Consider the following 25,267-nt stretch of genomic DNA (forward strand, 5'->3'; position numbering starts at 1 on the left):
CGTCTATGTCTGATACGTTCTCACCCACCTCCCCACCTCCTAATAATATCATTGCCTTAACAGATCAATTGCTGGATGTTGCAGCCACTGCTGGGGCTTCTGATTTACATCTGGAACCTCTGTCACAGAGTATGCGTATTCGTATGCGTGTCGATGGCCTTATGCGGCTATTAGACCCACCTTTTGATCAACTTTTAGGGTCTGTGGCCATGGCCCTAGTCGTGCGCTTACAGCTGATTTCAGATATGGATATTAGTGAGTCCCATCGACCACAAGATGGCAGTTTTCAATGGCAACTAAACGACAAGCAGGTCGATATAAGGTGCAGTAGTTTGGCAGGACAATGGGGTGAAAAGTTAGTCCTGCGATTGCATTGGAAACAACAAAATATAGACCTTAATGAGCAAGGTTTATCGATTAAACAGTTACAAATTGTCATTCGTCAGCTGAGTAAACCACAAGGACTTATCTTGGCCACAGGCCCAACAGGCAGCGGTAAAACGATGTTCTTATATAGTTGCCTGAAATATATTGAAGTACCTCATATTAATATTGTTAGTGCTGAAGATCCTATAGAAATTGGGTTAGAGGGAGTCCATCAAGTTGCCGTAAATACTCACATTAACCTATCTTTTAATCAGATCCTCAGGGCTTTGCTTAGACAGGATCCTGATGTGATCATGCTGGGAGAGTTACGCGATTTTGATAGCGCAGATGTTGCGCTAAAGGCTGCACAAACTGGGCATCTATTGCTGACTTCCATGCACACTCATAGTATTAGTGAGGCTATGCACCGATGCCACGGTTTGGGGGTAGATATGTTGGCTTTTAGTTATTGTTTGAGTTTGATTATTAATCAGCGATTAGTGCGCCAGCTCTGTGATCAGTGCAAGCAACCTATGACTCAGTCACAGTTAGCTATAATGACAAGTGCCGAGTGGTTAGATGCAGTGGCAACCTACGAATTTAGCTTTGGAGCGGTGAATCCATGTGTGCCTGCAAGCTGTGACTCTTGTCATGGAGGCTATAGGGGACGAGCAGGGGTGTTTGATTTAATGGTCATGGATGCATCTAAACGAGATTCAGTGGCCCAGCGACAAGTGCATAGCCTGGATCAAAATTTTGGAGTTCGCCGCCAGGGTTTATGGCGCGTCCTTGCAGGGCATACCAGCGTTGAAGAAGTGAATCGAGTGACTTGGTAATGTGGCATTGGTGGGTATGGTTTGGGGTGGATGCAAAGCACATTCAGTGCAGTGGCATCTGTCAGTGCCCTAGCCGTCAGTTACTTCGATCTAAGTTGGCCTTAGAGGGCATTGAATTAGACCTAGGTGAGCCTCTTTGGCCTTGGCACCGATCTTGGCCTAAGCACATCAAAAACAAGCATTTACAAAAATTATTGCAACAATGGTCGCAACTCTTGAGTGCGGGGTTACCTTTATTGACCTGTGTCACTTTGGTTCGCATTGAGGAAGCACCACCTCGACTCCGTTATGAACTAATTGAGTTCAAAAATGCCCTACTCACAGGAGTAAAGTTTTCCCAAGCCTTATCCCAAAGTGGTCTCTTTCCAACCCACTTGGTGCAACTTGTTGCAGCTGGCGAAGTGAGTGGGGAACTGGCACATCTATTGGAACAAATATATGAACAGTATAGCCACCAAGAAAACCTAAAACGTCGCTTCAAACGAAGTTTGTTTATGCCTGCAGTCACCCTGTTGAGTGGTTGCATAGTGAGTCTATTAATTATCTATTGGGTTGTCCCCCAAGTTGCAAGCTTATACACCTCAGGGGTTTATGAATTGCCTGTTATGACCCGTTGGTTGATGAGCTTTTCCCATGTGGCCAAGTCAAGTGGCTGGGCTATGGTAGGGGTTTTACTATTCACTTATATGACTTGGGCATGGCTCTGGTCTATGCCCAAGACAAGAGTGTCTTTAGAGCGCCTATTGTGGGGTATTCCAGGCCTTGGCCAGTTAATGTATTTACACAGCCAAGCACAATTATTCTTAGTCCTTTCCATGACCTTTAATGCGCGCGTACCATTATTAGATTGCCTTACTTTAGCGGCTAATAGCAGCCCATGGGAGCATGTTAATCGAGATCTGGAAAAAGCCATTTTAGGGTTAAACCAAGGCCAAACTTTGAGTCAAATGTTAGTTAAAATGGGATGGCAAGCACCAGCTCTGCAGCTTATTCGGGTTGGCGAAGCAGATGGAGATTTGGCCTTGAGTTTTACTCAATTACAAACCTATTATGAAGCTCAAGTCATTAATCAAAGTCAGTGGTTAGAGCAGTTATTGGAACCCATATTACTTTTGCTAGTAGCGATTTTTGTCGGTTCAATTCTAGTCGCTTTATACCTACCATTGTTTCAGATAGGACAAATGATGTGACCCTACAAGACTACTGATATAATAAACATTGTTGGTTTAGAGCGAGTTGTGAATATGATTATTGGCCTTACAGGTGGCATAGGTAGTGGTAAAAGTGCTGTCAGCGCTCAGCTCAAAGCCCTTGGTATTGTGGTGGTTGATGCTGATCAAGTGGCTAGAGATGTTGTGGTAATAGGGAGTCCTGCGCTAGAGCGTATTGCCCAACACTTCGGTATGCAGATTTTACTAGAAGATGGTACCTTAAACCGAGCTAAGTTACGCCAATGTATATTTGCTGATAAGGCACAAAAGCAATGGTTAGAAGCATTATTGCACCCACTCATTGGTGCAGCAATTACACAGCAACTGGCGCTCGCTTCGAGTGTATACGTAGTGCTAGAATCCCCTTTATTGTTAGAGACATCACAACATAAAACCACAGATTTTGTGGTCGTTGTAGACGCTAGTGAAACACTTCAACGTGAGCGAGCCTGTCAGAGAGACGGCGCTACACGGGAGCAGATTGATGCTATTATTCATAGCCAAATGACACGCCAAAAACGCTTAGATAAGGCACATTGGGTGATAGATAATCAACAAGATTTAACCCATCTCAAAGCCCAAGTGCTTCAATTACATGATCACCTTTGCAAAATCACGGAACACCCCTTATGAGCCAATATCCTTGTCCACAGTGCCAAAAAAATCTCACTTGGAACCTTGATAATGCCCACAGACCCTTTTGTAGCGAGCGCTGTCAAAAAATTGATCTAGGCGCATGGGCCAGTGGAGAATATGCTATCGCTGGCGATGAATTGGAAAATGATTTCTCTAGCGCGTTGTTGGAGCCTGTCGATCAACAAGATTAATTTAAAGGCTGGACGTTAAATCTAGTTTCAATCATTTCCTGCAAAAACTCAAATCGAAACTATAGTTAAACGATAGTTAAACGATAGTTAATGGAATTGGTCTAAATAGCTAATCACTGGAGTGTGATTTGAGGTATGCCATGGAAAGCCACCTTAAAAGAGAGACGCAGTATTTTCGAATCAGTAAGGCGTTTTCATTACTTGAATTACTGCTAGTAGTCGCTTTAATTGGAATTTTAGCCGCTTTCGCAGTGCCTACCTATAAAACGTACCTTCAAAAAACACGATTTATGGAAGTCGTGCAGCATAGTCATTCCATACGTGTTGCTCAGTCCGCTTGTTTATTGCAAGTGGGAGATAATATCAGTGCTTGTGATACCTTTGCCGAGTTGGCTGTGCCTGAACTCAGCAACAGTACTAATATTCAAGCTATCACCTTAACTTTGAACACGGGTATGATCACAGGTACCGGAACTCCAGTTGCTGGAAGTTATACTTTTACTCTGACTCCCAGTATCAACGACGATGGCTTATTAACTTACACCTTCGGTGGTAGCTGTTTAAGCGTGGGTTTCTGTCGCAGTTAAAGACATGATCTTAGTAATGACTTAGGGCTTGATTCACAAGGTATTCCGAATAAGTTCCATGAAAGTCAATTAAGCTACGCGCTTTTATTTCTACCACCCTTGTGGCTAATGACGATACAAACTCACGGTCATGACTGACAAATATCAAGGTTCCATTATAAGTTTTTAGGGCTTTATTGAGAGATTCAATAGCTTCCATGTCTAAGTGATTTGTCGGTTCATCCATAATTAATACGTTGGTGTCTTGCATCATCAGCTTACCAAATAATAAGCGATTCTTTTCTCCACCTGAGCATACGGCGACTTTTTTAAGGTAGTCATCTGCGGTAAATAGTAAACGTCCCAACATACTTCTTACAGTAAGATCGTCATGTTTTGCTGTACGCCATTTTGACATCCAATCGAACAGGGTTAAATCGCAGTTAAAATCGTCGTTGCTGTCTTGTGGGCAGTAACCTAAAACAGCGTTCTCTGACCATTTTATTACCCCTTGATTAGCTTTGAGTTGGTTCAATAAACAACGCAAGAAAGTAGTTTTACCTGCACCATTTTCGCCAATAACAGCCAGTTTTGAACCTGCTTCCAGAATTAGTTCGCCATTATTAAATAAACTTTCACCTTCAAAACCATGACTGAGTTTTTCTAACACGAGTGCTTGACGATGGAGTTTCTTATGGGCGCTAAAGTCAATATAGGGAGACATACGACTTGATGCGATGACTTCATCTAACTGTATTTTTTCTAATCGTTTAGCTCTTGATGAGGCCTGTTTAGCTTTGGATGCGTTAGCCGAAAATCGAGCCACAAATTGTTGTAATTCTTCACGCTCAGCGCTTTTTTTCGCATTTTCTGAATGCAGTTGTTCTTGTACTAGATTAGAGGCAGAGGTGTAAGCCTCGTAATTACCAGCATAGATGCGTAATTCACCATAGTCGATATCAGCCATATGCGTGCACACAGAATTTAGAAAGTAGCGATCATGAGAGATGATGATCATCGTGCTGCGACGGTCATTTAGTACTTCAGTGAGCCAGTTAATCGTAGTGATATCAAGGTTGTTAGTGGGTTCGTCTAATAACAAAATATCTGGGTCTGCAAACAATGCTTGGGCTAGTAGTACGCGTAATTTCCAGCCAGGCGCCACTTGTGACATAAGTCCCCAGTGGAAAGACTCATCGATACCCGCTTGAGTCAATATCTCTGCCGCTCGACTTTCGGCACTATAACCGTCCATCTCAGCAAACTCAACTTCTAATTCTGCCACCTTCATACCGTCGTCTTCACTCATTTCTGATTGACTATATATGGCTTCTCGGGCTTGCTTCACTTGCCAGAGCCGGGTGTCACCCATGATCACCGCATCAATGACCGTGAACTCTTCAAAGGCAAACTGATTTTGGCTCAAGGTACCCACGGTGTCAGTGGGAGAGAATGAAACATTGCCAGCAGATGGTGTGAGTTCACCACTGAGTATTTTCATGAATGTGGATTTACCACACCCATTAGCGCCAATGAGGCCATAACGATTGCCATGACCAAATTTTGCTGAAATGTTTTCGAATAGTGGCTTCGCGCCAAACTGCATGGTGATATTTGCGGTAGTAATCAAGGGGTATAGGCTGCAAGTGAAATTAGGGCGCGTAGTCTAACAGCTACATGCCTGTGAGGTCTAACACAACCAACCCTTTAATTCAGCTTCATCAACTAATGGTTCAAGTAATTCCCATAATTGTGGGCAGCCTTGCTTAATGCGGCTGCCATTGACTGCTTTGACCTGATCCTTGGTAATGCCGTGACTTTGCCAGCTGTGTCCCTGATCATTTAAATTGTGAATTAAAGGTAAAGCTCTGTCTAATGCCTTAGCAAAGCGAGCATCTGCGCTTTTAGACGCCTCAAATTCATGCCACAGGGCAATGTACTCATCTCCCATGGCATTGGGTAGCATACCTAGAATACGCTGTGTGGCGGCAGCCTCTGCTTCCTCATGGGCGCTGCCTATGGCGGCGTATACAATCACATCACCAGTATCAATCTCACATAAATCATGAATGAGTAGCATGCGCAGTACTCGATTAATATCAACTGGCTGCGCCGCATAATCTTTTAGCATGAGTGCAGCAAGGGTGACTTGCCATGAGTGCTCTGCAGAATTTTCATAGCGCTCCATTCCCAAGGGGCGAGTTTTTCTCAGTACCGCTTTTAGCTCGTCGATTTGCTTCACAAAATCGATGATTTGAATGAGGTCTTGCACCATCAGTTCCTAGATTTTTTGTTTATAAAAGCATTTAAACCACTTTGCGTGTCTGCATCTTTTAAATTATTGACCATATGGTCGCTAGCATACGCGTAGGCTTTTCCGAGTTCCATGTCGAGTTGAGGGTAAAACATCGCTTTGCCGGTTCGCACTGCCGCTCTGGCTTTTTGACTAATAGTGTTAGCTAATTCACGTGTCGCTGAAGTAAGTTCTTCAGCCGGCACAACACGATTTATTAAGCCCAGATTTTGTGCTTTATCAGGGCTAATGAACTCCCCCGTTAATAACATTTCCATGGCATGCTTAGGGTGAATATTACGACTAAGAGCAACGGCTGGTGTGGCGCAAAAAAGTCCTAAATTAATGCCAGATACTGCAAACCTGGCCTCATGAGATGCAATAGCAAGGTCACAGCTTGCTACTAATTGGCAGCCTGCGGCAGTGGCTATGCCTTGCACCTGGGCTATTACTGGAACAGAACACTGCACGATAGATTGCATGAGATGGCTGCACTGTTGGAATAGTTTCTGGTAATACTCTTGCTTAGCATTAGATTGCATTTGTTTAAGGTCATGACCGGCACAAAACGCTTTGCCAGTGGCCTTAATAATAATACAAGCCAGTTCACTATTCAGATTAGCTTGATTAATAGCTACTTGTAATGCTTGCATCATTTCTTCAGATAAAGCGTTGAAACTACCAGGCTGGTTGAGGGTGAACTCTAACCAGTGATGATGGTCCTCTACGACGACATAGGGTGGTTTATCCTGGGCCATAATAACAACTCCTTTGGTGTTTGATTGCGGGCTTATAAGTTAATTTGACGGTCAACCCACAGTGCCAGTTTATGCTGCATACTAGGCTGAGATACCTGATTTTCTGGGAGCGGCTGAATCAATTTATCGTGGACCAAAAGTCGATATATGTACTCTATTTTATTAGCTGCAGAATCCGTCGCCTCAAATTGGGCAACACCGCGTTTGTTGGCGTAGACTGTGCCTAAGGTAATGGCTTTTTTGAGCAGTTCTTTTTCATTCTTGAGTTTTTTCATGATCCATTTTGCTCCAATGGGTTCAAACGTTAACCTGATTTAGTCACAGCATTAGTTAGCCATTGCTCGAATTGCTGCTGTGGTAAAGCACCACTAAGTTGGTCGACAACTTTACCATTTTTAAATACCATTAAGGTAGGAATGCTGCGTATATTGTATTGAGACCCCAGCATTTGTTCGGCCTCAGTATCGACCTTTACAAAGCGCATTTCACTTGCCTTAGTTTGAGCAACTTGCTCAAAGACAGGTGCAAAACCAACACAAGGTCCACACCAAGGTGCCCAAAAGTCGACAACAACAGGCATATCGCCTTCAATAAGAGCCTTAAAATTTGATCCAGTGCCTGCTATCGGTTTGCCACTAAATAAAGCATTTTTACACGCACCACACTTAGGGTCTTCTACCACTCTTTCTGAAGGTACTCGGTTATTTTTTCGGCAATGGGGACAGCGGCTAGTAATGATAGACATTAATTCAGACTCTTTTAAGACGATGCTGTAGGCTCAAATAAAATGACGGTTGCAATAGTTTATTGATAAGTACAGTGGTAAGCAGTCTGTAGTATAACTTTGACGTCAAAACTACTATTCGCTTCTACTTCAAACTGATCACCATTAGTAAACGTGTGCCAGCTTTGGGTACCTGGTAGTTTGACTTCAAGCTCTCCATCAATGATGGTCATAATTTCATACTGACTGGTGCCAAAGATAAATTCACCAATGTCCATAACACCAACAGTTGTAGCGAGGGTTTTGCCTTGAAAGGCGATGGACTTAACCTGATTATTGAAGTAGGAATTAACGCAAAGCATAGGTCTGATCTCTTGTTGAAAAATCGCAAAACCACATCTTGCCTGATTTGCCGATTAAATCATAGACTGTAAAGGAACTATGCAGCCTCGTTTTTAAAACCCTTGAGGACATTCACCGTATTAGTGCCAATCTCCTCTACGGCATAGCCCCCCTCCATTATAAATAAGGTGGGTAAATTCATACTGGCAATGGTTTTTCCCATCTGCGTGAAGTCTTTACTTTTGAGTTTAAAAAAACTGATTGGATCATTTTCGAAGGTATCAACACCTAAAGAAATAACCAGTACATCGGGGGTAAACTGAAGTATTTTACGTAAAGCGTGGTTAAGTGCTTGGTGCCATATGTGAAAGGTCGCCCCTCTTTGTAGAGGTAGGTTTAAGTTGTGGTCTACGCCTAAACCAGTGCCTATTTCATCAGAGAACCCTAAAAAATATGGAAACGCTTCCATGGGATCGCCATGAATAGAGCAATAAAAGACGTCGTTGCGCTGGTAGAAAATATCTTGGGTGCCGTTGCCATGATGAAAATCCACATCAAGAATAGCTATTTTCTGGGCTCCATCATGGAGCATTTTTTGGGCAGCAATGGCTGCATTATTAAGGAAGCAATAACCGCCAAATTGATTTTTTGAGGCGTGATGCCCAGGCGGGCGACAAAGGGCGAAAGCACTATTTTCGCCTCGGTGGATCAGTTCTGCAGCAGATAAAGCGACAAAGGCAGACGCCCAAGCCGCTTCAGTAGTGCCTTTACTAATGCTGGTTTCGCCAGCTAAACTATAATAACCCAGTTGGCCATCAATATGATTAGGAATGCGTTGGCTAGGCATTGAACGAGACTGCCAAATATTAGGGATAGCCTCACCTTCATTACCGGCCTCAGTCCATTGCTGCCAAGCTGTATCCAAAAACCTGAGATAGCCTATATCGTGAATGCTTTCTACCAGGGAACGTGGCCATTGAGCAGGGGCTATTACAGGGCCTAATTGTTCAGACTTAATAGCTGATAAGATGTAATCTGCTCTTTTGGGGCTCTCAAAAGGGGTGACCAATTGGCCCCCAGCCAGTTCTGTTTTAGGGTTACGTAAATTGTGTTTTGGGGAGTATACAGTTTTCATAATGAAAAAAGACTTAAGTGAAACTTAGACTGATAGTAGCGGGAATATAGCGCTAAAGTCCATGTTTACTTGGGCTGTGTTTTGAAATCATTGAAAGCTCGTTTTACTCACCTTTGATAATTAATATGGGGTTTAATAAGGCCTTACGTGAAAAGTTTTCAGTGCCACATTAAAACCCAATTTACAGATTTGATACTAAACTACTAGGGCTCAACTGAAGGCGATGAACTTGTGCTGTAATGTTGAATTAATAGCGCCAAAACACCTAAGACTAAACCCCAAAAAGCACTTCCTATGCCCCACAAAACCACACCAGATGCGGTGGTAATTAAGGTAATCATGGCAGGGATACGTTCGGATTCTTGCACTAAGGCCGCGCTCAGACTGCTACTAATAGTACCTAAGAGCGCCAAACCGGCAATGCTGACGACTAAGGCCTGGGGCAAACTATTAAATAAGCCTGTCAAGCTATCAGCAAAAATACCGGTGGCTACAATAAATAAGCCAGCCCAGACAGCAGAACGATACCTTTGTTGTGGGTCTGCATCCACGTCTTTACCCATACAAATGGCGGCCATAATAGCTGACAAATTAAATGCAAAACCTCCAAAGGGGGCCATAAGAAGCCCTGTGATACCCGTCCACGTAATCAGTGGGGCTGCAGGGGCGTCATAGCCATGACTGCGCAAGACAACTATGCCAGGCAGGTTCTGGGAAGCCATGGTAACGATGAAAAGGGGAATAGCTACTCCAATTGCAGCGGATAAAGACCACTCTGGTGCAGTCCAGATTGGGCTTGAAATTTGCAGGCTCAATGATTGCCAAACAATTAAATTTTGTACCCCAGCTATCATGATGCCCATTAAAAAGGTCACCATGATGGCAAGCTTGGGCCAGAACACTCGACTGATAAAAAACGTCATGATCATGGTGAAAACTAAGACCAATTGGGATTCTAATGACATGATCATATGCATAGCAAAGGGCAACAAAACCCCTGCTAACATGGCAGCGGCGATCGACTGAGGCATAAAGGCCATGAGCCGATCAAACCAGCCTGAGAGCCCGACTAAGGTGAGTAATACGGAGCATAATAAGAAAGCACCGATGGCTTCAGCCATAGGAACCCCGGCTAAACTAGTAACTAAAATAGCAGCGCCTGGCGTGGACCATGCGGTCAGTATGGGCTGTTTAAAAAATAGCGACAGGCCTATGGTAGATAATCCCATACCCAACCCTAAGGCCCAAAACCAACTGGTAATCATGGCATCGTTAGCACCAGTGCTGTTGGCTGCTTGAAAAATGATGGCAGCAGAACTGGTATACCCTACTAAAGGTGCTATAAATCCTGCACTTATGTGGGCAGGAACAAAGAAGTGGCCCACACTCATGGGTTAGGGTAGCTTTAGTTCATAATGACGTTTTTCAAACTCGATCGTATCGCCACTCATCATTTTTCTACTTTTTCGAGTTTCTACTTCGCCGTTAACGCTGACTAAGCCTTCAGCAATTCTTTTTTTAGCTTCGCCACCGCTACCCACAATAGATTCAAATTTTAAAATCTTAAATAGCTCTACAGGTTCAAAATTGATGGTAATGATGTGCATAAAATAATCTTCTTTTAAAGAGTTTGATACCAGACAACATCTTGATGGTCAGGGATGCGTTGGAGTTTATTTTTACTAATTAAATAATTTAAATGGGCTTGAGTTTCGCCTACAGCAAGTGTTAGTAAGTCGTTATTAATTGGGCGGCGAAATAGTTGGCTAAATAAATCCACATTTCGTTGCGGCTGCTGACACGTTTCTAGGAGTTTCATGAGTGATTTTTCATGGCCCTCAATGAGTCGTTGCAGACGATTATGGGCGCCAAAAAATACTTGTCCGTGTGAGGGCAATACTAGCACATCAGCGGGGATGCGGTGTTGCAACATAGCACACGAATCAAGCCAATCTTTTAATGGATCTGCATTTGGTTCCACTGGCCACACACTTACATTCGAAGAAATAGTGGGCAACAGTTGATCACCAGAGATAAAAACATTAAGTTCTGGGCATAACAGGCACACATGTTCTGGCGCGTGACCACGGCCTACAATAATCTCCCATCTATGGCCTGCCATGGTAACTGATAAACCCTCTTGCAATCGCACATAGCTATCTGGCATGGGGTAAATGCTTTTACCGTAGCCACCAAACTTAGTTTTATAATAAGCAAGTTGTTCATCGGTTGCACCCGCGCGTTGGTAGAAATCTACAGCTGCTTTAGGTGCGGGTTGACTGGTATCAGACATCAAGACCTTACAAGTAATGTAATCTGTTCGAGACATTTGTAGTTGCAAACCCCACCGTTCGCAGATCCAGCCCGCCAATCCAACATGATCAGGGTGTAAATGAGTCACAATAAGTTGATGTACAGGTTTGTTGTTGAGATGGTGATCAAATACCTGCTGCCACAGTTCCTTACAGGCAGAGGTGTTAATGCCCGTGTCTACAATAGTCCAGCCTCGATGATCTTCCAATAACCATAAATTAATATGATTAAGGGCAAAAGGTAAGGGCATGCGCAGCCAATAAACGCCCTCGGCGACCTTCAAAGGTTGGCCCATCGCAGGCGCTTCACTAATGGGGAACTGAAGGGCATTGGTAGTGGTCATTTGCACTTCCCTGACGAACAAGCTTAACAAGGCCCGTATTATACGGAGCTAAAGATAAATTATACAAAGCTTTTCCACGATTTCGACAATCCCCATGATGACTGATCACATGAACATGCAGACGCCCTTGATTATTAGATTGGACTATGGACTGACAAATGCGGGTTACCATTGAGGGATTCCAGACTTTAATTGACTGCTGGTCTTGGGATTGGTCAGACCTTGATGGTTCAATAGTCTAGATTTGGTGGGTCAATAGTTTAGATAGTAGCAAGATGATCTATGGAGCATAGGATATACTTGCCACCTGAGTTATTAATGACCGCTTACTATGAACAATGAAATACACCCATTTTCGGTACTGACCCCAAGTTACATCATGGATGCAGTTGAAAGCCAAGGCTATGTGTGTGACGGTCGAATTTCAGCCCTTAATAGTTATGAGAATCGTGTCTATCAAATTGGACTTGAAGATCAGGACGTCCCTCTTATTGCAAAATTCTATCGACCTCAGCGTTGGTCAGTCGATCAAATTATGGAGGAACATCGTTTTAGTATTGCCTTAGCAGAATATGAGTTGCCTGTAGTTCCACCGATGGTTAATAAGCAAGGTGGTAGTTTGTTGAGCTATGAAAACTTTCAATTTGCACTCTTCGAACGCAAAGGTGGACATGGTCCCGAGCTTGATAATCTTGAAAACCTTTATACCATGGGCAGATTATTAGGGCGTATACATGCCTTAGGCGCCGTAGAATCCTATCAACACAGGCCATCCATTAACCCTCAAACCTTTGGCCACGATAGTGTTGCCTTTGTGAGTCAACATTTTATACCTGAATCTTTAAAAGCAGCATATGATAGTTTAACGGCTGATTTATTGGTTCATATTGATGCTGCTTTTGCACAAAATGATAGTGTGGATTACATCCGAGTTCATGGTGATTGTCATGGGGGTAATTTATTGTGGCGTGATGACGCCCCCCACATTGTCGACTTTGATGACTCGCGTATGGCACCAGCAGTGCAGGATATATGGATGCTGCTTTCTGGTGAGCCTGATCGTCAACGAATTCAATTGTCTGAAATAATTGAAGGTTACAATGAGTTTTATGACTTTAAGCCCCAAGAGTTGGCGCTTGTAGAGCCCTTACGAACCTTACGCATGTTGTATTACGCCGCCTGGCTTTCTCGCCGCTGGGAAGATCCAGCATTTCCCCACAGCTTTCCTTGGTTTAATACAGAGCGTTATTGGGGTGAGCATATATTGGAATTAAGGGAGCAATTGTCGGCTCTTAACGAGCCGGTTATGGAACTCATTTAAACCCTAGTGCGCCATATCAATCCAATCAGCAATCACCACTGCACCCGCTAAGATATAGGGATCTTTTTGGGCGTCATCATAATCAAAGTCATGGTCTTTGACGTCGGTGACTGGAGCTAAATCATGGCTCGAGCGTAAGGTGTTAATTGTATTCAAATACCAATCTTGCTGTTCTTGCCAAGACTGCTGACGGTGACCCAAATGAAGACTAATCTGTTTTGGCCTTTTACGCTCCCGTTCGGCCAAGGACAGCGTATATTGCCAGTCTGCACTGCTTTGGTTACGCTTTTCTTGGCGTTTCTGTAGTTGCGGAATAATATGTTCAAAAGAAAAGTAGGTTTTGTGGTCTACAGCTTTCACACTGTCCCATTTAAGGGCATGGTCTTGGGTGCTTTCACCGACTTTTTTTGGATCGGTCAGGCTGGGCAAGTTAACGTCAGGAATGACGCCTTTGTGTTGAGTGCTAGCCCCAGATACCCGGTAGAATTTAGCTTGGGTAAATTTGATCTGGCCACTACTGAGATCGCCGAAAGTTTGCACTGTTCCCTTACCGTAGGTCTGACTCCCAACAATTAATGCCCGTTTGTAGTCCTGCATGGCTGCGGCAAAAATTTCTGAGGCTGAGGCACTATAGCGATTAACAAGCACAACTAAGGGGCCGTTATAAGCCAATAATGGGTTACGATCCATTTGCTTTTGGATCATACCGTCAGCATAACGCACTTGAACGGTCGTGCCTGTTTCGATAAATAGCCCTGTCAGTTGATTAGCCTCTCGCAAGGAGCCACCACCATTGTTCCGAAGGTCAATGACGATACCACTGATGGATTCACTTTTCAGTTCTTGTATGAGGTTGTATACATCACGGGTGGTACTTCGGTAGTTTGGATCCCCAGATTGGGCCGCTGCAAAGTCCATATAAAAAGTGGGCAGGGTGATGACTCCAATATTGACTAGGCCTTCAGGAGTTAGTATCTCCACCACTGTTTTTTTCGCTGCCTGATCATCTAAATTGACTTTGTTCCGTTTAATTTGAATGGTCTTTTTAGTTTGCTGCAGATCACCACCAGGAATAATTTGTAAATTGACTAGTGTGCCTTTTGGCCCTCTAATCTGATCGACGACATCGTCTAAGCGCCATCCCAAAATCTCCTGTATTGGATCGCCATCTTGGGCAACACCGACAATATAATCAGCCGCTTTCAAGTCTCCAGCTTTGTCAGCAGGTCCACCAACAACTAGGCTTACGACCTTGGTGTAATCGTTGTCACGTTGCAATACAGCACCGATACCTTCCAATGACAAGCTCATGTCAATATTAAAGTCTTCCACATTACGAGGCGAAAGATAGGTCGTATGAGGTCCGGTCACAGTGGTAATACTATTACTTACAGCAAGATAAGCGTCTCGCAACTCGACTTGTAAAACCCGTTTGCGGATATTTGTATATCGCTTTTGTAAGCGGTCTTTAATTTGTTCGACAGATTCGTTGCTCAGTTGGCCGTTAATAAATTCATTCTTTAACTGCTTGCGCCAAGTGTCTTTGAGAGACTCTAAGTTGGTGACTCGAGGATTATCATAGGGTGAAGTGCTGATGTCTTCTAATCTTTCAAAATCAAACATCGGCTCCCCTTGAGAAAACACACTTAAATTGTAGTCAATAAAAGCTAGCCGCCTTTGCTGCAACAAATTATAGAGCGCCGCCATGGGTGATAAATCCCCTTGGGCCAGCAGGTCATCAAGCTCGCTACTCAGATAATTAAAAGGTTCAAGGTCTGCTTGGCTCAGGTAAATGTGCTGGGGATCGAGTAACTTTAAATAACGATTAAACACATCATTGGCAAACTCATCGTTTAAGTCTCGATGCTGGTAGTGCTGGCGATCTAAGAGTTGAATAATTTCTTGAGTCAATTGACCCTGCTGTTTAGTGAACTCAATCTGCACAGGCACATCTGCTGCAGTGGCTTGCTTCGGTGCGAGCATCAAGACCGCAGCACTAGTAGCAATTAAAAGGCCAGTCCATAATTGGCTGCGTCGGGCAAACATTAAAAGAGAAGGCAATAAGGTGGAGACTGTATTAGGCATCATAGCAAGCTTCAGAAGTAGTGGTGCGGCTATTAAATTAATCAGCCGTTAAATTAAACTTGGAGGGATTTTAGTTAATATTTTATTTCACTAGCCATGTTAGCTTAATTTTAATAAGTTTTTCAAACGCCTTAAGCTAATTTAGGCTATTTAAGCCAATGCTTTACAGAATCGTTACGTTTGGTGCCCAGAATGTGGCAGAATTAGTACTTTACAGACATGGAATAAAAAAATTATGCCTCAAAAAGATTACTTAAATGGATTGATGAGTTTTATTAGTGACTCTCCAACTCCCTTTCATGCTGTAGCTGCAATGGCGCAACAATTAACCGCGGCGGGCTATGGTAAACTTGAGGTGGCTGATAAATGGCATGTGCAGGCGGGTGGGCGTTATTTCATCACTCGTAACGACTCAACCATCGTAGCGTTTCAATTGCCCAAAAAAAATGCCTTACAAAGAATGCATATGGTTGGAGCTCATACGGACAGTCCGTGTTTAAAGGTTAAACCTAATGCAGAGATTCACCAAAAAGGCTATCAACAATTGGGTGTAGAGGTTTATGGTGGCGCTCTATTACACCCTTGGTTTGACAGAGATCTGTCCCTTGCAGGCCGAGTAGTGGGGCGTGATAACCAAGGTCAGCTGGTGAGCTATTTATTAGATTTTAATCGGCCACTGGCCTGTATTCCAAGCTTAGCTATACACTTAGATCGAGAAGCGAATAAGGCTCATAGTGTAAACCCTCAAACTGACTTGCCTGTTTTATTAGGACAAACACTGGGTGATGAGTTTAGTTTACGCTCATTGCTGGTCGATGAGCTAAAGGCCAATGGCCATGAAGTTGATAAAGTCATTGATTATGAATTAAGCTTTTATGACTTTCAGGCACCCGCTTTAGTAGGTGTAAAGCAAGAGTTTTTGGCAGCCGCCCGCTTAGATAACTTGTTAAGTTGTTATATGGGTCTGACCGCTTTAGTTGCCGCACAAACAAATCAAGGGCTGTTGCTGATCTGCAATGACCACGAAGAAGTTGGAAGTCAGTCAGCAGAAGGCGCTCAGGGCAGCTTTTTAATGTCTGTGCTGCAACGAATTTATCCAGAAACTGAATTGTTACACCAAGTATTAAACGCTTCCACCTTTATTTCAGCTGATAACGCCCATGGGGTCCACCCTAACTTTGCCAACAAACACGATGAACATCATGGACCAAGACTCAACCAGGGACCGGTGATCAAAGTTAATGCAAATCAACGATATGCAACCAATGCGGTAACCAGCGCCATGGTGAAAGAGTTAGCTGCGCAAAAAGACCTGCCTATACAAACCTTTGTTGTACGCAGCGATATGGCTTGTGGCAGCACGATAGGCCCCATCACGGCAGCCCAACTCGGTGTGCGGACTCTAGACCTAGGGGTGCCTACTTTTGCAATGCATTCTATTCGAGAACTTGCAGGCAGTGCTGACCCTCTGATTACTCATCAATTATTACAAGAGTTTTTTGAATCACAGATAGTCGTTTAGGACTCTCTATTGATGTCTAATGACAAATGCTCGGCTTTTGCCTCGCTCTGCGGCACAGGCTAATGCATTGAGTTGGTCATCTGCTAGACAACCAAACCAACTAATAACAGCATGACAAGTTCCACTCTTTAAAGCTTGGTGGGCTAGGCTCATGGTGTCATGCTGGGCATCTGGCTTTAATAAAATGATCTTATTTAAGTCAAACCCTGCCGCCTGAAGTTGGGCTTTGGGCAACAACTGTGGAGGTGCAACCCAAGCCAACCAACGCTGGTCATGGCTCAGTTGTGCAAGTAGTGGAAGTAACATTTGAACGTTGCTCCAAGCTTCACCCCGCATAATTATTTCAGTGATCTGACTGAGGTCTTGTACTGTTTCTGGGAATTCTTTTTTCCATAGGTCTAATTGCTGTTCGGCCAAAATACCTTCAATATTGGTATTAGGTCGTTGCTGCATTTGTTGAATTTGTTGATGTTGTTGCCACATAATAATTGCTCCAGCCCCGGTTTAGTTGCCGCGGCGTATAACCCCCACACTAAGCCCTTCAATGCTTAAGTGCTGTTGTGTGAGATCGACTTCAATGGGTGAAAAATCTTGGTTTTCTGCGATCAGTTGCACTTGGTTGCCGTTGCGCTGGAACCGTTTCACTGTTACTTCATCGTTTAACCGAGCGACCACGACTTGGCCATTTCTTGCTTGATCAGTTTTATGAACGGCAAGTAAGTCGCCATCATAAATACCTATATCTTTCATTGACATACCACTGACTTTTAATAAATAGTCAGCCTTAGGATAGAATAGGTTTTCTGGGATAGCACAGTAGTCGCTAATGTGTTCTTGAGCTAACAAGGGGCTGCCAGCTGCCACCATGCCGATGATGGGTAATCCTAAATCAACTTCGTGCATATCAGGGACGCGGATACCACGAGAGGCTCCAGGGATAATTTCTATGGCACCCTTACGTGCGAGTGCCTTAATGTGTTCTTCAGCTGCATTAGGTGACTTAAAGCCTAATTCTTTGGCAATTTCGGCGCGTGTTGGTGGGTAACCTGTGTCAGTAATGTAGCTGCGTATGCAGTCGAGTACTTGATCTTGGCGGGGGGTCAACTTAATCATGTTACTTGCTCCTGACCTAAGGTTGATTTGCTGGTTGTTTATACAGTTACTGTATATAATACCAGTAATCTAGCCGCTGGCAAGTTTTATTTTTTTGAGTGACGTTAGTCTCAGCTTTTGTCCCTGTAATGGTGTACCCTAATGACCGATTATTTGATGCTAACCATGAGTTCTTTGCGTGTCTGATTCTGCTTTAGTAAAACAAGATGTCCAACAACTATACCGCCAACTGGTTAAACAGCTGGAGCTCACGCCCCGCTGGGGTCAGAAGCAGATGATAGCAACCGTTGCTAATCACTTTTTGGCAATCAGTAGGAGCGAAGACGGCCATCGGATTGATGATAACCCTGTGTGTTTAGTGGAAGCCGGTACTGGCACAGGTAAAACCTTAGCCTACATGGTGGCCTGTTTGCCTATTGCTAAAGCCTTGGATAAAAAATTAGTTATCTCCACCGCCACCATCGCTTTGCAAGAGCAGATCGTGCAAAAAGATCTACCTGCTCTTAAGAAGCATGGTGGATATGACTTTGATTTTCGTCTTGCTAAAGGTAGACGTCGATACTTATGTGTCTCTAGACTAGATCAAGCTCTGTCTCAAAACGCCTCAATTGACCCTACTCAAGCATTATTCGAAGACGAGTTAGCGCTTAAACTTGATGGCCATCAACAAGCATTGTACAAAGATATGGTCGTGCAACTTGGAAGTAATCAATGGGATGGAGATCGTGATGCTTGGAAAGATCCGCTAGCCGAAGATCACTGGCGGCCTATTACTACAGATCACAAAGGCTGTACAAATCGGCGCTGCAGCCATTTCAGTCAATGCCCATTTTTTAAGGCCAGAGATGGTTTAGAACAGGCAGATTGTATTGTGACTAACCATGATTTAGTTCTAGCGGACCTCGCTTTAGGGGGAGGAGCTATATTACCAGCCCCAGAAGACACTATTTATATATTTGATGAAGGTCATCATTTGGCGGATAAAACCCTAAAGCAGTTCACCCATCAGCAAGGGATAAGGCAGTTGAGCCGCTGGTATGGCCAAACGCGTGCGGGGGTAAAGAAGTTTCTGAAGGAGTGGCAAGGTGGGGGCAAAGGCGCGCAGGTTAGTCAACAGGTGCAGGATCATATCCAAGTGCTTGAACAACAGTTGATCAGCTTAGAACAGTTTTTAGACCAGTCAGCATTTAGACCAGAGGATGGTTATCAACAGCAAGAAAACTTCCGTTTTGCCCAAGGTATAGTACCTGCAGAATTAGTGCAAATGAGTCATGACTTGGGTCTAGGTAGTGCCCGTCTGGCCCGAGATTTGGGTGCCTTGCACAGCTTAATGGACGACGTGGTCAAAGGTGACCAAAATGGTTTACCTAAGGATCAAGCTGAAAGTTACTTGGCTGCATTTGGCGTATTACAACAAAACGCTGAACAGCAACTTGGACTATGGCAGGCTTATGCCAAAGTAGATCGAGCGGGAGAAGTCCCCATGGCTCGATGGTTACAATATTGGCAAACACCAGAACGGGTGGATCTAGAAATTTCAGCAAGCCCAATAATGGCGGCTGAATTGTTACAAGAAAATTTGTGGCAGCGCTGTTTTGGGGCCTTACTAACTTCGGCCACACTGACTGCACTGGGTCGGTTTGACCGTTTAATTACTCACGCAGGGATGAACCCACTAAGTACCCAACTGGCCGTGCAAAGCCCCTTTGACTTTTCTAAGTCACAGATCTGCGTGCCCAAGGAAGCCATTGAACCTGGCCCTGAAACTGTGTTTGTAGAGCAACTCATCAAAGGCCTGAAAGCGCAGTTAAATAAGACTGAAGCGAGTTTAGTCTTATTCACTTCAAGACGGGTAATGCAGCTTGTGTTTGAAGGCATGGGAGATGTTTGGCAAGATCTTATTTTGCAGCAAGGGGAGTCTTCCAAGCAACGTTTGTTAGACCAGCACAAACAACGAGTTGAAGAGAAAGAGGGTAGCGTGCTATTTGGTTTGGCAAGTTTTGCAGAAGGGATCGACTTGCCGGGGGATTATTTAACTCACGTGGTCATTACACGATTGCCTTTTACAGTGCCCGATCGTCCAGTTCCATCTGCTTTAGCGGAGTGGATTGAGAAGTCTGGCGGTAATAGTTTTACTGAACTATCGGTGCCTGAAGCCAGTATTAGGCTAGTTCAGGCGACAGGTCGATTGTTACGCAAAGAAGACGACAAGGGCCGAATCACTATTTTAGATAAGCGTATAATTAGTAAACGTTATGGACAACAACTATTGCAGGCGCTGCCGCCTTACCAGCGTCAATTTGGTTGATTGGGCAATATCCTAAGCTATGGTATTTTGTGTAATGGCGTCAAACTCTCTATACTGCTTCGTTGAAGTTTATCTTACTGGGACGAGCGCGTCTCTCAATGGAAAATCACCTTGAAATCAAATGATTCAAATGCTTCTGACCATAACTGGTCGTTGGACGATTTTGTCGTCTCACAAGAGGAAGGAAAAACACGTTTTCACGATCTAGACCTACCTGATCAAGTCATGCAGGGTGTTGCCGCTCTGGGTTATGAATATTGCAGTCCAATCCAAGCATTAACCTTACCTGAATCCCTAAGTGGCAATGACATTACTGGTAAAGCCCAAACTGGTTCAGGCAAAACGGCTGCGTTTTTATTGAGTATTATTACTGACTTTTTAGACTTCCCTATCAGTGGTCCCCGCCGTCTAGGAACTCCACGGGCTCTTATTGTTGCGCCAACGCGTGAGTTAGTGATGCAAATCGCGGCTGACGCTGAAGATCTTGCTCGTTTTTGTGATGTCAACGTACAACAACTTGTGGGTGGCATGGACTTTGAAGTTCAGCAGAAACAACTAAAAAAACAGCACACAGATATTATGGTTGCAACACCAGGGCGGTTATTGGATTTCTGCCGACGCGGCCATGTCAATCTGCGTGAGGTGGAGGTGGTCGTGTTGGATGAAGCAGATCGCATGCTAAGTATGGGCTTTATCCCTGATGTGCGCGCCATTATCCGCCAAACCCCCAAAAAAGAAGATCGTCAAACTTTGTTGTTTAGTGCTACCTTTAGTGAACAAATATTGCGCCTAGCAGAGCAATGGACGTTTGAACCAGTGCATGTTGAAATTGAGTCGGATGAACTGGCTTCTGCGAGTGTCGAACAACGTTTCTTTTCGGTGGCCCGAGCTGATAAGTACAAGGTCTTACTTAATTGCCTAAAAACTATGGGCGTAGAGCGCGCTATCGTGTTTGCTAATAGACGCCACATTACGCGTGATTTAGCAGAAAAATTACAAAAAGACGGGATAAAAAGTGCCCTTTTGTCTGGTGAGGTTGCACAAGTTAAAAGAGTTAAGACTCTAGAACGATTCCGCAGCGGTGACACACCTATTTTAGTCGCCACAGATGTCGCAGGCCGAGGTATCCACGTGGATGGTGTAAGTCATGTGTTTAACTATGATCTTCCTGAAGAGTTAGAAGATTATGTGCATCGTATTGGCCGCACAGGCCGGGCCGGAGCCACTGGAATCTCTATCAGCTTTGCTTCTGAAGACGATGCTTTCATAATACCCGATTTAGAAGAAATGTTGGGAAAACGTTTAGATTGTGAGCCGACACCTAGCGAGCTATTAGTGTAATAGGAATCTCCATGAACTTTCAACACCAGGTAACAGTGATTGGCGGTGGTAGTTTTGGCACAGTATTAGCCAACATCGTTGCCCATAACGGTTTCCCAGTGAGCCTTTGGTTACGTGACCAAGATCTTGCTGAAGAAATGCGTCAAACTCGAGTCAACTCTCGCTACGTGCCTGGCCTTTATCTACATGACGACCTTGAAATAGTCACTGACTTTAGGAGGTGTGTAAACCATGCAGACACCGTTATATTTTCAGTGCCCAGTAAAGCCTTTAGAGGGGTTTTGGAGCAAGTTAAAGACTTCATTAATGATCAGCAGTTTCTTGTAACTACAGCCAAAGGCATAGAGCCAGATCATTTTCTCTTAATGAGTCAACTACTCGAAGTTTACTTTCCAAAGAATCCTATTGGTGTTGTCAGTGGTCCCAATTTAGCCAAGGAGGTGGCCGCTAAGCAGTTAACAGGCACTGTTATTGCCAGCGACAATGAAGGTCTGCGACAGCAAGTTCAGGCCATATTACAATGTGATTTTTTTAGAGTGTATGCGAGTAATGACCCTTACGGAACAGAATTAGGTGGTGCACTTAAAAATATTTATGCGATTGCTGCGGGTCTCAGTGCTGCCATGGGCATGGGTGAAAATACCCGTAGCATGCTGTTAACTCGAAGCTTGGCAGAAATGAGTCGCTTAGCGGTGCATATGGGTGCAAACCCAATGACATTTTTAGGCCTAGCTGGAGTTGGGGATTTGATCGTAACCTGCATGTCACCTTTGAGCAGAAATTATCGAGTGGGTTACGCTTTAGGCCAAGGCAAGGGACTTGATGAGGCTATAGCAGAGTTGGGAGAAGTCGCTGAGGGGGTAAATACCCTTGCCTTAGTGAAAGCAAAGGCTGATGAATTAAAGGTGAATATGCCCCTAGTTGATGGACTTTATGCATTGGTTTACCAAGGCACTGATGCATCAACTGTTGCCCAATCACTCATGGCTCGGGATCAAAACTCAGATGTTGAATTTGTGCTAAAACGCAGTTAATTACTTGAAATAGGGAGCAACTGGCCCTATGTTACAACCTAAGAGTTAACGGAGTAAAACTATGCAAGCATTAAAAAATAACCTTACATCAGAAGTGTTTTGGCTACGTTTAGTATTTATGCTTTTGAGCTTACTGTTGGTAGAAATTGCCGCCTCGATATTGGTGCTGTTGGTCATTGCTCAATTTTTATATCGATTGTTTAATGAATCTAGTCATCTAACCATACTCGAGTTTAGTAATAGTTTGGGGCGTTTTATACTGCACAGCTACCGCTTTTTGTCTTACCAAACTGAAGACAAACCATTCCCATTTAACGATTGGCCGGAGGCACAGGATACCCCAAAGGCTGAAGATTAATGAAATTGCTGCTGATGCGTCATGCAGAAGCAAGTGAGAGGGCTGCCACTGATGCGCAGCGCAGACTGACGGAAGAGGGCATGGCAGCGGTCATTCGGCAAAGTAATAACACGGCACTGCCTTGGTATGAGTTCACTAGTCTTTGGGTGAGCCCTTATGTTAGAACGCAACAAACAGCCTCATTGTTGTTAGAGCACTATCATCAAAAAAAACACAGTTTAAGCATACAACGCCTTGATTGCATCACCCCTCATGGTGACATTAATGAAGTGCAAAATTTTTTACTCAAGCAAACTGATGAGGGCATAATTCTGATCACTCATCAGCCATTAATCAGCGCTTTGATTGGCCATTTTTGCCAGGCTAATGAGCATGCAGGAGTTCCCATGATGCCCGCTTCAATGGCACTATTGGAAGGTGGGGTGGCAGCAGCAGGGTGCCTAAAATTGATACATTTATTCCACTCATAAGGTAAAAACCATGGTTATTTTTTCTCGTTTTATAAGACACATTTGCATTGTTATCGGTTGGCTCGGTGTGTCTTTATCCGTTCAAGCAGAGACGACATTAGAAGTGACTAAAAATAGTCGTTTGATTGAGCAGGTGCAACGAGATGCACCTTTTTATACCCTACCTATTAGTGCCATGCGCAAAGTCAATGGTGTCATTGCTGCTGAGTACAACATGCAATTATCAGGTTCTATTAGCAGCTATACCTGGGAAGTTTTACCTGGCCTGAGTGCCAAAGTTGTGCATGAAAAAGCGTTACAAGAGCTTCAAATGGCAGATGCCCAAATCATGTATCAATGCCATGGTAGAACCTGCGGGTCGAGCAATCAATGGGCAAATCAAGTCTTCAAACAATCCCGATTGTATGGTTTGGACAGCCAACAATCTTATGCTGCTTTAAAGCAGAATGGTAAAACGGGGCTAAATTACTATGCACTGTATAGTACGCAACGAGGCAACAAGAAGGTGTATTTTCACTTAGAAATGTTACAAGAATGAACAAATAAATAGGACAATGAGTATGCCTACCGTCGCATTAGTATTGGGTAGTGGTGGTGCCCGTGGTAATGCCCATATTGGGGTGATTCAAGTATTGGAAGAGCAAGGCTTTGATATTATTAGTGTGTCAGGTTGCTCTATGGGTGCTGTAGTGGGTGGTATGTATGCGGCGGGTAAGTTACCTGTATTTACTGAGTGGGTTTCAGGCTTATCCCGTTTTGATGTGTTTCGTTTAGTTGATATGTCGCTATTGTCCATGGGCGCCATTCGTGGGGAAAAAGCCTTCGCCATACTCGAAGATTTAATGGGTGATCAACTCATTGAAGAACTTCCTATACCCTACACAGCAGTGGCTACAGATTTGGTTAAACAACAAGAAGTATGGTTTCAGTCGGGTAAGATGATGGATGCTCTCCGAGCTAGCGTGGCGGTGCCTGGAATAATTGTGCCAGTCACAGAGGACGATCGGTTTTTGGTGGATGGTGGGTTACTCAACCCAGTGCCTATTATGCCGACAGTGGCTGATCAGGCTGATTTAATTGTGGCGGTTAATTTAAACATCAACCTTGATAACTTGCGCCCTGTGCAGGGCTCAAACTTAAATGTTGCAGGTTATAGCGATGACTGGAAAATACCTAGTATAAAGACGTCTAAAAGCCAGCGCAGTCATTTGCAGTGGAATAAGCTGGAAATGCTTACGCAGTGTTTTGAGACCATGCAGTCGACCATGGCAAAGTATAAAATGGCAGGTTATGAACCAGACATTGAGGTGAAGATAGACCGCAACGCTTGCAGCTTTTTTGAACTCCATCGAGCTAAGGAAATGATAGATATTGGCCGCCATGCAGTGCTTGACGCACTGCAGGTCAAACCCAAAACTTAACTAAGACTTAATTAACGTCAAAAACTCTGCCCGAGTGCGTGCATCTTCGCGCAGTTTTCCTAACAGTACTGAGGTTTTCATACTCGCATTTTGCTTTTGAACTCCTCGCATCATCATGCACATATGCTGGGCTTCAATCACTACACCCACACCCTTAGCGTCAGTGACTTGCATAATAGTATCAGCAATTTGCTTCGTCATATTTTCTTGGATTTGCAAACGCCGAGCAAACATATCGACAATGCGCGCGACTTTAGATAAACCTAGCACCTTACCTGAAGGTAAATAGGCCACATGGCATTTGCCAATAAAGGGTAATAGATGATGCTCACACAAAGAGTATAGCTCTATGTCTTTGACGATCACCATCTCTTCGTTATCTGATGGAAATAGGGCGCCATTAATAACGTCGTCGATGTTTTTGTCGTACCCGTTGTTGAGAAACTTAAAAGCTTTAGCTGCCCTTTTAGGGGTGTCCTTTAGACCCGGGCGGTTAATATCTTCGCCAATGCTCGTGAGGATTTTTTCGTATGCTTTTTCCATAGACCTTCTCTTGCTATTTTTATTGCTGCTCTATTTA

Annotated in this window: 28 protein-coding genes; 14 read left to right on the top strand and 14 right to left on the bottom strand. The window is 44.0% G+C overall.

Annotation, left to right across the window (positions count from 1 at the left end; all coding sequences use genetic code 11):
* Nucleotides 1–5 precede the first annotated feature (5 nt).
* From ABXT59_RS05000 to ABXT59_RS05020, 5 genes are all read left to right on the top strand, one after another.
* A complete protein-coding gene (locus ABXT59_RS05000) occupies nucleotides 6–1,202 on the top strand; it encodes a GspE/PulE family protein (RefSeq protein WP_443638107.1) in 1,197 nt (398 codons plus the stop codon).
* Nucleotides 1,202–2,392: a type II secretion system F family protein gene (locus ABXT59_RS05005; protein WP_443638108.1), complete on the top strand. Its 1,191-nt coding sequence runs from the start codon at nucleotides 1,202–1,204 to the stop codon at nucleotides 2,390–2,392. The genes ABXT59_RS05000 and ABXT59_RS05005 overlap by 1 nt, the downstream gene beginning before the upstream one ends.
* A gap of 54 nt (nucleotides 2,393–2,446) precedes the next feature.
* Entirely contained in the window at nucleotides 2,447–3,046 is a 600-nt protein-coding gene (gene coaE / locus ABXT59_RS05010) for a dephospho-CoA kinase (RefSeq protein WP_443638550.1), read from the top strand.
* On the top strand, nucleotides 3,043–3,240 hold the full coding sequence (locus tag ABXT59_RS05015) for a DNA gyrase inhibitor YacG (protein WP_443638109.1): 198 nt from the start codon (nucleotides 3,043–3,045) through the stop codon (nucleotides 3,238–3,240). Before coaE ends, ABXT59_RS05015 begins: the two co-directional genes overlap by 4 nt.
* 140 nt (nucleotides 3,241–3,380) lie before the next feature.
* On the top strand, nucleotides 3,381–3,827 hold the full coding sequence (locus ABXT59_RS05020; RefSeq protein WP_443638110.1) for a pilin: 447 nt from the start codon (nucleotides 3,381–3,383) through the stop codon (nucleotides 3,825–3,827).
* Nucleotides 3,828–3,837: 10 nt separating this feature from the next.
* Here the strand turns inward: ABXT59_RS05020 and ABXT59_RS05025 are convergent, their stop codons facing one another.
* The 10 genes from ABXT59_RS05025 to ABXT59_RS05070 all read right to left on the bottom strand — a co-directional run bounded on the left by ABXT59_RS05025 (nucleotide 3,838) and on the right by ABXT59_RS05070 (nucleotide 11,714).
* Nucleotides 3,838–5,436, bottom strand: a complete 1,599-nt coding sequence (locus ABXT59_RS05025) for an ABC-F family ATPase (RefSeq protein ID WP_443638111.1) — start codon at nucleotides 5,434–5,436, stop codon at nucleotides 3,838–3,840.
* A gap of 60 nt (nucleotides 5,437–5,496) precedes the next feature.
* The gene (locus tag ABXT59_RS05030) at nucleotides 5,497–6,081 is read right to left on the bottom strand and encodes an HD domain-containing protein (protein ID WP_443638112.1); all 585 of its coding nucleotides are present in this window, start codon (nucleotides 6,079–6,081) and stop codon (nucleotides 5,497–5,499) included.
* Nucleotides 6,081–6,857, bottom strand: a complete 777-nt coding sequence (locus ABXT59_RS05035; protein WP_443638113.1) for an enoyl-CoA hydratase — start codon at nucleotides 6,855–6,857, stop codon at nucleotides 6,081–6,083. The genes ABXT59_RS05030 and ABXT59_RS05035 overlap by 1 nt, the downstream gene beginning before the upstream one ends.
* Nucleotides 6,858–6,889: 32 nt before the next feature.
* Complete coding sequence (locus tag ABXT59_RS05040) at nucleotides 6,890–7,132, bottom strand: DUF5062 family protein (protein WP_443638114.1); 243 nt, start codon at nucleotides 7,130–7,132, stop codon at nucleotides 6,890–6,892.
* 29 nt (nucleotides 7,133–7,161) lie between these two features.
* A complete protein-coding gene (gene trxC, locus ABXT59_RS05045) occupies nucleotides 7,162–7,602 on the bottom strand; it encodes a thioredoxin TrxC (protein ID WP_443638115.1) in 441 nt (146 codons plus the stop codon).
* A 59-nt stretch (nucleotides 7,603–7,661) separates the two neighbouring features.
* Nucleotides 7,662–7,943, bottom strand: coding sequence for a pyrimidine/purine nucleoside phosphorylase (ppnP, locus tag ABXT59_RS05050; RefSeq protein WP_443638116.1), 282 nt, complete (start codon nucleotides 7,941–7,943; stop codon nucleotides 7,662–7,664).
* A gap of 77 nt (nucleotides 7,944–8,020) precedes the next feature.
* Nucleotides 8,021–9,058 (bottom strand): histone deacetylase family protein, encoded by a 1,038-nt coding sequence (locus ABXT59_RS05055; protein WP_443638117.1) that lies wholly within the window; start codon nucleotides 9,056–9,058, stop codon nucleotides 8,021–8,023.
* Nucleotides 9,059–9,261: 203 nt separating this feature from the next.
* Complete coding sequence (locus ABXT59_RS05060; RefSeq protein ID WP_443638118.1) at nucleotides 9,262–10,449, bottom strand: benzoate/H(+) symporter BenE family transporter; 1,188 nt, start codon at nucleotides 10,447–10,449, stop codon at nucleotides 9,262–9,264.
* 3 nt (nucleotides 10,450–10,452) lie between these two features.
* Nucleotides 10,453–10,665: an RNA-binding S4 domain-containing protein gene (locus ABXT59_RS05065; protein ID WP_443638119.1), complete on the bottom strand. Its 213-nt coding sequence runs from the start codon at nucleotides 10,663–10,665 to the stop codon at nucleotides 10,453–10,455.
* 14 nt (nucleotides 10,666–10,679) lie between these two features.
* Nucleotides 10,680–11,714: an MBL fold metallo-hydrolase gene (locus ABXT59_RS05070; RefSeq protein WP_443638120.1), complete on the bottom strand. Its 1,035-nt coding sequence runs from the start codon at nucleotides 11,712–11,714 to the stop codon at nucleotides 10,680–10,682.
* A 331-nt stretch (nucleotides 11,715–12,045) separates the two neighbouring features.
* Here ABXT59_RS05070 and ABXT59_RS05075 point away from each other — a divergent pair, with 331 nt between their 5' ends.
* Nucleotides 12,046–13,035: a serine/threonine protein kinase gene (locus ABXT59_RS05075; protein WP_443638121.1), complete on the top strand. Its 990-nt coding sequence runs from the start codon at nucleotides 12,046–12,048 to the stop codon at nucleotides 13,033–13,035.
* 3 nt (nucleotides 13,036–13,038) lie between these two features.
* Here the strand turns inward: ABXT59_RS05075 and ABXT59_RS05080 are convergent, their stop codons facing one another.
* Nucleotides 13,039–15,123: a carboxy terminal-processing peptidase gene (locus tag ABXT59_RS05080; RefSeq protein WP_443638122.1), complete on the bottom strand. Its 2,085-nt coding sequence runs from the start codon at nucleotides 15,121–15,123 to the stop codon at nucleotides 13,039–13,041.
* A 232-nt stretch (nucleotides 15,124–15,355) separates the two neighbouring features.
* Between ABXT59_RS05080 and ABXT59_RS05085 the strand changes: the two genes are divergently transcribed.
* Entirely contained in the window at nucleotides 15,356–16,642 is a 1,287-nt protein-coding gene (locus ABXT59_RS05085) for a M18 family aminopeptidase (protein WP_443638123.1), read from the top strand.
* 6 nt (nucleotides 16,643–16,648) lie between these two features.
* Here the strand turns inward: ABXT59_RS05085 and ABXT59_RS05090 are convergent, their stop codons facing one another.
* Both ABXT59_RS05090 and lexA read right to left on the bottom strand, forming a co-directional pair.
* Nucleotides 16,649–17,125: a cell division inhibitor SulA gene (locus ABXT59_RS05090; RefSeq protein WP_443638124.1), complete on the bottom strand. Its 477-nt coding sequence runs from the start codon at nucleotides 17,123–17,125 to the stop codon at nucleotides 16,649–16,651.
* 21 nt (nucleotides 17,126–17,146) lie between these two features.
* On the bottom strand, nucleotides 17,147–17,755 hold the full coding sequence (lexA, locus tag ABXT59_RS05095; RefSeq protein WP_443638125.1) for a transcriptional repressor LexA: 609 nt from the start codon (nucleotides 17,753–17,755) through the stop codon (nucleotides 17,147–17,149).
* Nucleotides 17,756–17,933: 178 nt separating this feature from the next.
* Between lexA and dinG the strand changes: the two genes are divergently transcribed.
* The 7 genes from dinG (at nucleotide 17,934) to ABXT59_RS05130 (ending at nucleotide 24,687) form a co-directional block, all read left to right on the top strand.
* The gene (gene dinG, locus ABXT59_RS05100; protein WP_443638126.1) at nucleotides 17,934–20,063 is read left to right on the top strand and encodes an ATP-dependent DNA helicase DinG; all 2,130 of its coding nucleotides are present in this window, start codon (nucleotides 17,934–17,936) and stop codon (nucleotides 20,061–20,063) included.
* Between the two features lie 111 nt (nucleotides 20,064–20,174).
* On the top strand, nucleotides 20,175–21,404 hold the full coding sequence (locus ABXT59_RS05105; RefSeq protein ID WP_443638127.1) for a DEAD/DEAH box helicase: 1,230 nt from the start codon (nucleotides 20,175–20,177) through the stop codon (nucleotides 21,402–21,404).
* An 11-nt stretch (nucleotides 21,405–21,415) separates the two neighbouring features.
* Nucleotides 21,416–22,438, top strand: coding sequence for an NAD(P)H-dependent glycerol-3-phosphate dehydrogenase (locus ABXT59_RS05110; protein WP_443638128.1), 1,023 nt, complete (start codon nucleotides 21,416–21,418; stop codon nucleotides 22,436–22,438).
* Nucleotides 22,439–22,499: 61 nt separating this feature from the next.
* Nucleotides 22,500–22,796 carry a DUF4389 domain-containing protein gene (locus tag ABXT59_RS05115; RefSeq protein WP_443638129.1) on the top strand — a complete coding sequence of 99 codons (297 nt, stop codon included), beginning with the start codon at nucleotides 22,500–22,502 and terminating at the stop codon, nucleotides 22,794–22,796.
* The gene (gene sixA, locus ABXT59_RS05120) at nucleotides 22,796–23,266 is read left to right on the top strand and encodes a phosphohistidine phosphatase SixA (protein WP_443638130.1); all 471 of its coding nucleotides are present in this window, start codon (nucleotides 22,796–22,798) and stop codon (nucleotides 23,264–23,266) included. Before ABXT59_RS05115 ends, sixA begins: the two co-directional genes overlap by 1 nt.
* 10 nt (nucleotides 23,267–23,276) lie before the next feature.
* On the top strand, nucleotides 23,277–23,804 hold the full coding sequence (locus ABXT59_RS05125; RefSeq protein ID WP_443638131.1) for a DUF4892 domain-containing protein: 528 nt from the start codon (nucleotides 23,277–23,279) through the stop codon (nucleotides 23,802–23,804).
* Nucleotides 23,805–23,826: 22 nt separating this feature from the next.
* Complete coding sequence (locus ABXT59_RS05130) at nucleotides 23,827–24,687, top strand: patatin-like phospholipase family protein (protein ID WP_443638132.1); 861 nt, start codon at nucleotides 23,827–23,829, stop codon at nucleotides 24,685–24,687.
* Here the strand turns inward: ABXT59_RS05130 and folE are convergent, their stop codons facing one another.
* On the bottom strand, nucleotides 24,688–25,230 hold the full coding sequence (folE, locus tag ABXT59_RS05135; protein WP_443638133.1) for a GTP cyclohydrolase I FolE: 543 nt from the start codon (nucleotides 25,228–25,230) through the stop codon (nucleotides 24,688–24,690).
* Nucleotides 25,231–25,267 lie beyond the last annotated feature (37 nt).

Origin of the sequence: Candidatus Njordibacter sp. Uisw_058, assembly GCF_047730065.1 — a bacterium.
Lineage (GTDB): Bacteria > Pseudomonadota > Gammaproteobacteria > Pseudomonadales > Balneatricaceae > Njordibacter.

What these genes read in the sequence shown, in the direction of transcription:
- ABXT59_RS05000 (WP_443638107.1), top strand. Translation starts at nt 6, where the DNA reads ATGTCTGATACGTTCTCACCCACCTCCCCACCTCCTAATAATATCATT.
- ABXT59_RS05005 (WP_443638108.1), top strand. Translation starts at nt 1,202, where the DNA reads ATGTGGCATTGGTGGGTATGGTTTGGGGTGGATGCAAAGCACATTCAG.
- coaE (WP_443638550.1), top strand. Translation starts at nt 2,447, where the DNA reads ATGATTATTGGCCTTACAGGTGGCATAGGTAGTGGTAAAAGTGCTGTC.
- ABXT59_RS05015 (WP_443638109.1), top strand. Translation starts at nt 3,043, where the DNA reads ATGAGCCAATATCCTTGTCCACAGTGCCAAAAAAATCTCACTTGGAAC.
- ABXT59_RS05020 (WP_443638110.1), top strand. Translation starts at nt 3,381, where the DNA reads ATGGAAAGCCACCTTAAAAGAGAGACGCAGTATTTTCGAATCAGTAAG.
- ABXT59_RS05030 (WP_443638112.1), bottom strand. Translation starts at nt 6,081, where the DNA reads ATGGTGCAAGACCTCATTCAAATCATCGATTTTGTGAAGCAAATCGAC.
- ABXT59_RS05035 (WP_443638113.1), bottom strand. Translation starts at nt 6,857, where the DNA reads ATGGCCCAGGATAAACCACCCTATGTCGTCGTAGAGGACCATCATCAC.
- ABXT59_RS05040 (WP_443638114.1), bottom strand. Translation starts at nt 7,132, where the DNA reads ATGAAAAAACTCAAGAATGAAAAAGAACTGCTCAAAAAAGCCATTACC.
- trxC (WP_443638115.1), bottom strand. Translation starts at nt 7,602, where the DNA reads ATGTCTATCATTACTAGCCGCTGTCCCCATTGCCGAAAAAATAACCGA.
- ppnP (WP_443638116.1), bottom strand. Translation starts at nt 7,943, where the DNA reads ATGCTTTGCGTTAATTCCTACTTCAATAATCAGGTTAAGTCCATCGCC.
- ABXT59_RS05055 (WP_443638117.1), bottom strand. Translation starts at nt 9,058, where the DNA reads ATGAAAACTGTATACTCCCCAAAACACAATTTACGTAACCCTAAAACA.
- ABXT59_RS05060 (WP_443638118.1), bottom strand. Translation starts at nt 10,449, where the DNA reads ATGAGTGTGGGCCACTTCTTTGTTCCTGCCCACATAAGTGCAGGATTT.
- ABXT59_RS05065 (WP_443638119.1), bottom strand. Translation starts at nt 10,665, where the DNA reads ATGCACATCATTACCATCAATTTTGAACCTGTAGAGCTATTTAAGATT.
- ABXT59_RS05070 (WP_443638120.1), bottom strand. Translation starts at nt 11,714, where the DNA reads ATGACCACTACCAATGCCCTTCAGTTCCCCATTAGTGAAGCGCCTGCG.
- ABXT59_RS05075 (WP_443638121.1), top strand. Translation starts at nt 12,046, where the DNA reads ATGAACAATGAAATACACCCATTTTCGGTACTGACCCCAAGTTACATC.
- ABXT59_RS05080 (WP_443638122.1), bottom strand. Translation starts at nt 15,123, where the DNA reads ATGATGCCTAATACAGTCTCCACCTTATTGCCTTCTCTTTTAATGTTT.
- ABXT59_RS05085 (WP_443638123.1), top strand. Translation starts at nt 15,356, where the DNA reads ATGCCTCAAAAAGATTACTTAAATGGATTGATGAGTTTTATTAGTGAC.
- ABXT59_RS05090 (WP_443638124.1), bottom strand. Translation starts at nt 17,125, where the DNA reads ATGTGGCAACAACATCAACAAATTCAACAAATGCAGCAACGACCTAAT.
- lexA (WP_443638125.1), bottom strand. Translation starts at nt 17,755, where the DNA reads ATGATTAAGTTGACCCCCCGCCAAGATCAAGTACTCGACTGCATACGC.
- ABXT59_RS05110 (WP_443638128.1), top strand. Translation starts at nt 21,416, where the DNA reads ATGAACTTTCAACACCAGGTAACAGTGATTGGCGGTGGTAGTTTTGGC.
- ABXT59_RS05115 (WP_443638129.1), top strand. Translation starts at nt 22,500, where the DNA reads ATGCAAGCATTAAAAAATAACCTTACATCAGAAGTGTTTTGGCTACGT.
- sixA (WP_443638130.1), top strand. Translation starts at nt 22,796, where the DNA reads ATGAAATTGCTGCTGATGCGTCATGCAGAAGCAAGTGAGAGGGCTGCC.
- ABXT59_RS05125 (WP_443638131.1), top strand. Translation starts at nt 23,277, where the DNA reads ATGGTTATTTTTTCTCGTTTTATAAGACACATTTGCATTGTTATCGGT.
- ABXT59_RS05130 (WP_443638132.1), top strand. Translation starts at nt 23,827, where the DNA reads ATGCCTACCGTCGCATTAGTATTGGGTAGTGGTGGTGCCCGTGGTAAT.
- folE (WP_443638133.1), bottom strand. Translation starts at nt 25,230, where the DNA reads ATGGAAAAAGCATACGAAAAAATCCTCACGAGCATTGGCGAAGATATT.